This is a genomic window from Treponema sp. UBA785 (assembly GCF_002297065.1).
Lineage (GTDB): Bacteria > Spirochaetota > Spirochaetia > Treponematales > Treponemataceae > Treponema_D.
Window position 1 is genome coordinate 27,442 of sequence record NZ_DBJD01000099.1, and the last position, 7,292, is coordinate 34,733.

General features: G+C 39.2%; 7 protein-coding genes and 1 riboswitch. Of the genes, 5 read left to right on the forward strand and 2 right to left on the reverse strand.

From position 1 onward, the window contains the following. The first annotated feature begins 224 nt into the window (after positions 1-224). Complete coding sequence (locus B2X33_RS09315; protein WP_296023460.1) at positions 225-410, forward strand: hypothetical protein; 186 nt, start codon at positions 225-227, stop codon at positions 408-410. A gap of 182 nt (positions 411-592) precedes the next feature. On the opposite strand, the gene B2X33_RS09320 is transcribed toward B2X33_RS09315, so the two are convergent. Next, positions 593-1,975, reverse strand: coding sequence for an MATE family efflux transporter (locus B2X33_RS09320; protein ID WP_296669203.1), 1,383 nt, complete (start codon positions 1,973-1,975; stop codon positions 593-595). Between the two features lie 148 nt (positions 1,976-2,123). On the opposite strand from B2X33_RS09320, the gene B2X33_RS09325 reads away from it, so the two are divergent. The 4 genes from B2X33_RS09325 to B2X33_RS09340 all read left to right on the forward strand — a co-directional run bounded on the left by B2X33_RS09325 (position 2,124) and on the right by B2X33_RS09340 (position 6,347). Further along, entirely contained in the window at positions 2,124-2,987 is an 864-nt protein-coding gene (locus B2X33_RS09325) for an AraC family transcriptional regulator (protein WP_296669205.1), read from the forward strand. A gap of 552 nt (positions 2,988-3,539) precedes the next feature. Further along, entirely contained in the window at positions 3,540-3,806 is a 267-nt protein-coding gene (locus B2X33_RS09330) for a hypothetical protein (protein WP_296669207.1), read from the forward strand. A gap of 78 nt (positions 3,807-3,884) precedes the next feature. Continuing rightward, positions 3,885-3,980: riboswitch (glycine riboswitch) on the forward strand. 97 nt (positions 3,981-4,077) lie between these two features. Beyond that, complete coding sequence (locus B2X33_RS09335; RefSeq protein ID WP_296669208.1) at positions 4,078-5,598, forward strand: alanine/glycine:cation symporter family protein; 1,521 nt, start codon at positions 4,078-4,080, stop codon at positions 5,596-5,598. A 125-nt stretch (positions 5,599-5,723) separates the two neighbouring features. Continuing rightward, entirely contained in the window at positions 5,724-6,347 is a 624-nt protein-coding gene (locus tag B2X33_RS09340; RefSeq protein WP_296023440.1) for a DJ-1 family glyoxalase III, read from the forward strand. Positions 6,348-6,479: 132 nt separating this feature from the next. Here B2X33_RS09340 and B2X33_RS09345 read toward each other — a convergent pair. Beyond that, positions 6,480-7,292 (reverse strand): acetate/propionate family kinase (locus B2X33_RS09345; protein WP_296669210.1); only part of this gene is annotated, 813 nt, incomplete at its 5' end.

Below are 7,292 nucleotides of genomic sequence, written 5' to 3' on the forward strand. Positions count from 1 at the left end.
AGTTTGCAACGCAAACTTGTAAAGATAAAAAATTGATTTTTTTAACACATTTTTAATATAAATATAATAATTTATAAAAATAACTCTGTCAAAAAAAATAGATTTTGGTCAAAATTTTATAAAAATTAACAAAAATAATTCCAACATACCAGATTATTGACCTCTTTTTTATTTTTTTTGTAAAATATGATAGCTTAATTTAAAAAAAAGTGGAGGAACCATCTATGAAAGATGTAGCAGAAGCCTTTGACGATTATTGGAAGACTCATTTTGAAAACCTTGTTCTTCCTATAAACCAAAAAAGCGAAATGAAAAAAATTGCTTTTCACGCATACAAAGAAGGTTATAAACGATTTGAACGTGAACATCTGACCGAAAAATCAGAAAACGGCGATACATTTTCCGCTTAATTTTTATCTGGACGAAATTTTTTGTCTAACCGGCTGCTTTGGGTTTGCTCGCGCGCATTGCGGCTGTCAATTTTTGTGTCTGCGAACATATTTTCTGCAAAAAAAACATCAACAGTTTGATATTCATTTTTGACAGCCGCAACTAAAGCCCGCCGCATCCGGCGTAAGAAAAACTTAAAAAATTAAATTTCAGGTTTTTCAGTTGTTTTAATTTTTATAAAAATCCATACACCGAGAATTACCGCAAGCATTCCGCTCAAAAAGTTGCTTATTCCCATTACGATTCCGGCGGATTCGCTTCCGAAATTTGTAAATTTCTGAAGAATAATCAAAACTGGCACCCGGAAAACAAAAATTCGGCAAAAATTCATAAAAAGCGTTATTCTTGTTTTTCCAAAACCGTACATGAGCGACAGAACCGAAGCGTTTATTCCAAGAGGAATTGCGCCCCAGGCTTCCCAACGGTAAATTCCTTTTATCATTTCCTGAAATTTCAGGTTGTCTCCTGCAAAAAATTTCGAAATCTGTTCAAGGCACAAAAGGGAAATACTCATCAAAACAACTCCAATGATAAGGTTGCAGATAAGTTCGCACCAAAAGGCTTTGATTGTCCTGTTAAATTTTTTGGCTCCGCGGTTTTGGCTTATTACGGCGCTTCCGCCTTCCTGAAAACCATTTTGAGGCATAGTCGTAATTCCGCCGATGTTGTTAGAAATTCCGAGGGCGCCGACTGTCTGCGGTCCATAAACCGTGCACATTGAATTTACGATTACTTTTCCCATTGCAAAAGCCGCTTTTTCGATTATTACAGGAATTGAAAGTTTGAGCATTGGATTTACAATTTCACTTTTAAACGAAACCGCTTTTGCCGAAAAACTGAAAAGATTGCCTTTTTTTGTCATTACAACAATTGCTGTAAAAAGAACCGTCAGCTGCGAAATCAAGGTTGCAACTGCAATCGCTGTAATTCCAAGACGAAAAATATATACGAAGATTGCCGTCAATGCGAGCTTTGAGGCGACGATTCCCATATTCATATAAAGAATTCTTTTTGAATTTCCGCGCGCGCGTTCAATCGAAATGTATATGTTGTTAAAAAATGTTATTACAAGCGCAAGAATTTCGATTCTAAAGTAAGTGCTTCCTATTGAAATAAATTCTTCAGGAGTTTTCATAAAACGTAAAAATGCAGAAGCTGCCGGCAAAAGAAAGAGCAAAATTGCGCTGCCCAAAATTGCGCACATTGCAACCATTGTGGAAACTCTCTTGCTTACGAGTTCCCAGTCTCCAGCACCGTACGCTTCGCTTACTTTTATGCTCGCACCGACTGCAAGACCGCTTCCAAGTGCGGAAAGCATAATCTGAATCTGGCCAATGTACGCAACCGAAGAAACTGCCGTTGCAGAAATATGCGCGGCCATCATCGTGTCGAAGACTTTAAAAATTTGTGTAAGGCTCTGGTACAGGGCGAGCGGAATGCAGACATAAAGAATTACATGAAACATATTTCCGTTTAGGGAAAATTCACGGAATTTTTCGTCTTTTTTTGAAAGTTGAACACTCATTTTTTTCGTCCTTTATATTTTATTATTTAGATTTTTTAACACAACCTTAATAAATTATATGCCAAAATAAAATGTAAAAAAGCGTGATTTTTATGAAAGATTGCATTAAACTACAGAAAATTTATGATTATCAAAAAACGGTAAAAAAATGAACCAGAAAGTATTTGATAATGCACGAAACGCATTTTACCGCGACACTGTAAAGGATTTTGACATAGTTTTTAAGAACAAAGAAGTTTCGATGGGAAACAGCCATTATCATCCGTATTTTGAAATTTGCTGCGTAAAAAAAGGACAGTGCAGAATTTTTGTCGACCACAATCTTTTTTTTGTGAATGAAGGCGAAATTGTAATTCTTCCGCCGTCAACCTTGCACAGAAATCAATATGAAAAAGAAATGCCGGCGGAAAGAGTCAATTTGAGTTTTACTCAGGAATTTGTCGAGCCTTTTTTGCGTCTTCTTATGCCGAATTTTTTAGGAAAAACTATGGTTTTGGGAAAGATGAGCTTTTCTGGAAAAGAAAGAAGAGAATTTTTTTATGTTTTGGATTTGCTTTTAAAAGAAAAAGAAAAAAGCGATTTTTACAGCGGCTTGAACATTCACGGACTGATTCTTAGTCTTTTTTCTATGATTGGACGCAACGGAAGCAATATAAAAAAAGAAGAGCTTATTGATCAGACGACGGCTTCGGTTCAGAAAGCTGCAAAATTTATTTTTGAAAACTATGCGCAAAAAATTACGCTTAACGAGGCTGCTGGAATTGCAGGAATGTGCAGCACATATTTTTCTAGAAAATTTATGGAAGTGACAGGCTATGGTTTTAAGGAATACCTGACAAACGTGCGCATAAAGCGAAGCCAGGAAATGCTTATAAATGGAAAACTGACCGTAACGCAGATTGCTTTTGCCTGTGGCTTTGCCGATGCGAATTATTTTGGCGATGCGTTTAGAAAATGCACTGGCTGTTCTCCCAGAGAGTTTCGTAAAAAGTACAATCTGCCTGAAATTTAAAAAGAAAAATAGATTTTTTATAACAATTTTTTTATTTTACGGGCATGGAATACCGTGTTAGTATTAAATCGTGGTCAGGAAAGAGATGAGGACTTAGCACCGGCCGCACGTAGAGGAGACGCTTATGTTGCCGACAAAAATATCAGACCTTTTAGAGGTCAAAAACTAGACATAATCTACCTGCAGTTACGCAGGAACTGAATATTGTGCCAACAGACTAAATGTGTTTTGTATGGCGTTTATACATACCGGGATGAGCTCCCGGTTTTTTTGTTTTAAACTGAGTTTTTGTTTTTTGAAATTACCAGAAAATCCGCAATTTGTGTTTTTGGAAGAAAATTGTTTATGAACAAAAAAAATTAGCCCTGGCTGTAGCAACGAAGTTGAGGCGGATGCTGAGTTTTGCGAAGCTGCCGCCTCAATGGAGCGGAAGCGGAATTGCGAAAGACGGGTTTGACAAAAAATTGCGCTCCAGAATAGCTCACCTTTAAATAAGATTTTATATGCAAGTTTGGCGTTGTTTATGTTATCATAAGTTTTGAGGTAAGAATTATGTTTGATGATGATATTTATACTACTGGCGATGATGATTTGGACGATTTTGATTACTATGTTTCTTACATCAAGGCTTTGGAAGAGGAGCTGGTAAGCAAAGGCGACATTGTGCGTGAACTTATGGATGAATTTGACATTGAAAAGGACGAGGCTGTAAAAATTCTGAAAAAGTATCTGCGGGAAAAGTCTGACGATGATGATGACGATGAAGAAGATGACATTGTTGAGGACGATGATTATAGCGATGGAAACAGGGAAAATTAATCGTTAAAATATAAAAGCTCTTGTAAAAAGCTTATCATATTGGTAATCTTATAAATGAAGGCGGGTGCGTTGTACCTAAGCCATCTCTCTGGAGAGTCCTTGTAATGTGGCAAGGCGCCGAAGGGTTAAGGTTATAAGAACCGATATCTCAGGCAAACGGACGGAGCTTAAAAAAGTTCTACTCACTCTAGAGAGCCTGCCCGATGAGACAGGCTCTATTTTTTTCTCTGCGCTAGTTTTGCAGGGATTTTTTATTCTCAAGGAGAACACTATGACTTCATCGGTGTTCACAAAAATCAATTCTGTTTTAGATGCTATTGACGGTTTTGTGTGGGGACTTCCTCTCATAATTCTGATTCTTGCAACCGGCATCTTTTTGACAATTAGGCTTAGAGGCGTTCAGTTCTCTCAGCTCAAATTTGCAATTAAATCTATTTTCCGCAAATCTGATTCAAAAGAGGGAGGAGAACTTTCTTCTTTTAAGAGCCTTTGTACTGCGCTTTCTGCAACAATTGGAACTGGAAACATTGTCGGTGTTGCTACCGCCATTGCGCTTGGCGGACCTGGTGCGCTTTTCTGGATGTGGCTTGCCGCGCTTTTGGGAATGGCCACAAAATATTCTGAATGTCTTTTAGCTATTCATTTCCGTGAAGAAAAAGCAGACGGCCATATTCTCGGCGGTCCTTTCTACACTTGTGAAAAAGGAGTTGGCGCAAAATTCCCTCGTCTTGGAAAAGTTCTCGCAATTTTGTTTGCAATCTTCGGAACTATGGTTGGTTTGTTTGGAATCGGAACTTTCAGTCAGGTAAATTCAATCACGACCGCAGTTGAAACATTCTCTTCTACTGTTGTCGGCGGTGCCGCTCTCGCTACTGTTTCAATTCCTGGAATTGGAACATATTCTGTTGTTGTAGTAATTGCTTCTATTGTTCTTGCAATTTTGGCCGCGCTCGTAATCATTGGCGGTCTTAAAAGAATTTCAAATGTTGCGGCTGTAATTGTTCCTGCAATGGCTGTTGTTTATTTTGTGTTTGGTGTTTTTGCAGTTTCTTGCAATATTTCTCATGTTACAGAGGCTTTTGAGAGAATCTTCCAGGGCGCATTTGGCTTTAAGGCTGTTGCCGGTGGCGCTGTAGGCGCAATGATTGTTGCAATGCAGAAAGGTATTGCCCGCGGTATTTTCTCGAACGAAGCCGGACTTGGTTCAGCTCCAATTGCTGCTTCTGCTGCAAAGGTTGATTATGCGGTTCAGCAGGGAATTATCTCAATGACTGGAACTTTCTTTGATACAATCGTAATCTGTACAATCACAGGTCTTACAATTGTAATCGGTGGAATTTTGAATCCTGAAATTCTTGACCCTGAAAAATTCCAGGGATTTGCAATTACAAACGCTGCATTCCACGCTTTGCTTCCACGCATTCCTGGCGTTGTAATTTCGTTTGTTTTGATGGCCTGCCTTATTTTGTTTGCATTTACGACAATATTGGGCTGGGATTATTATTCAGAACGCTGTATCGAATATCTTTCTAAAGGAAAAATGGCTCCAGTAAAAATCTACCGTTGGCTTTATATTGCCGCTATTTTTATCGGTCCTTATATGACTGTAAGCGCTGTTTGGACAATTGCCGACATCGTAAACGGACTAATGGCAATTCCAAATATTATTTCTCTTCTCATTTTGAACGGAATTATCGTAAAACTTACAGCAGATTATTTCTCTGGAAAGCGCATCTATTCAATTGGATACGATTTTTGGAACAATCCTGTTGCTGACTCAGAACAAAACTAAAAAAATAGAGTTCAGTTAAAAAATGGAAAATTTCCCCGGAAGGCAGAAGCTTTTCGGGGATTTTTTTTGACAAAATTTTTTGAACGAATTTTGCTGTAAAAAATGTTTTGTGGTAGAATGAGCCTATGAATATTTCTGTTTTTCTTGCGCCAGGGTTTGAAGAAATCGAAGCTCTGACGGTTGTTGATTATTTGCGTCGTGCTGGTCAAAATGTTACGACTGTTAGCGTGCCGGAAGACGGCTGTGTTGATGAGCAGATTGTTGTAAAAGGCAGTCATGGAATTCCTGTTATTGCTGATATTCTGCTTAAAGATTACATAAAAAAACTGGACGGTGAATTGACCGATGCCATTTACTTTCCTGGCGGAATGCCTGGAGCAAAAAACTTAGCAGATAACCAGTTTTTGTTTACTTTTACGATTAGAATGGCGCGAGGTGGAAAAGTTGTTGCTGCAATTTGTGCTGCTCCTGCTGTTGTTCTTGCTCCAACTGGAATTTTGGCTAACCGAAAATGGACATGCTATCCGGAGATGGAAAAAGAACTTGATAAATGGTGTGGAAGTGCGCTAAAAGCTGAAGAATTGACCGAAAATTCAACTCACATAAAAAATGTTCCGTTTGTTTTAGATAACAATGTGCTTACGGGGCGCGGACCTGGAACTGCCGAACAGTTTGCAATGAAATTTGTTGAACTTCTTTGCGGAGAACTTGTTGCAGAAAAAATCCGTCAAGGGGCTTGCCAGAGATAAATTTATAAAACAGTTTGTTTTTTATAAAAAAGGCTGTCTGAAAGTTTGTGGATTTTTTTTTAATTGCCACAGGTTCAGACAGCCATTTTTTTAGTAAAAAATTATGCGTTTTTAGCGCAGTTTTTAATTAAACTACGGCCTTACGATGATTTTTGCAAGTTCTGGATTCTTCTCAAGTTCCTTTACAAGTGCAGCCTCGCGCGCCTTGTTTCTGTAAGCTGGATCCTGGAAAGAATATGTGAAGTTTGTGTGAACATCGTATGTTCCGTTCATGATTGCGAATGCATCTTCTGTCATGACAAGCTCTTCGTCTGTAGGAATTACGAAAACCTTTACTTTTGAGTCGTCGGCAGAAATGCAAGTCTCAGCGTTGCCTGTGTTTGCAAGCTCGTTCTTTTTTGGGTCGATTTTTACGCCCATCCACTCAAGACCTTCGAGAGCGCGTCCACGGATCAAAGCAGAGTGCTCGCCGACGCCTGCTGTGTAGACAATCGCGTCAACAGGACCGATTGCAGCCATATAAGCTCCGAAGTATTTCTTAAGGCGGTAAACTTCCATGTCAACTGCGAGCTGAGCGTCTTTGTTTCCTTTTTCTGCAGCGTCAGCAATGTCGCGACGGTCAGAAGAAAGTCCTGTGAGTCCGAGAAGTCCGGATTTCTTGTTCAAAGCGTTGTCCATCTCTTCAACAGTCATTCCTGTCTGGCGCATGATATAGAAAGGAAGAGTAACGTCAACGTCGCCTGTGCGGGTTCCCATAACGAGTCCCTCAATCGGTGTGATTCCCATTGATGTGTCAAAGCAGCATCCGTTCTTGACTGCGCACATAGAAGCGCCGTTTCCAACGTGGGCGATGATTACATTTGTGTCTTTTGGCGCTTTGTGAAGAAGAACAGAAGCGCGTTTTGCTGTGTAGAGGAATGAAGTTCCGTGGAATCCGTAGCGGCG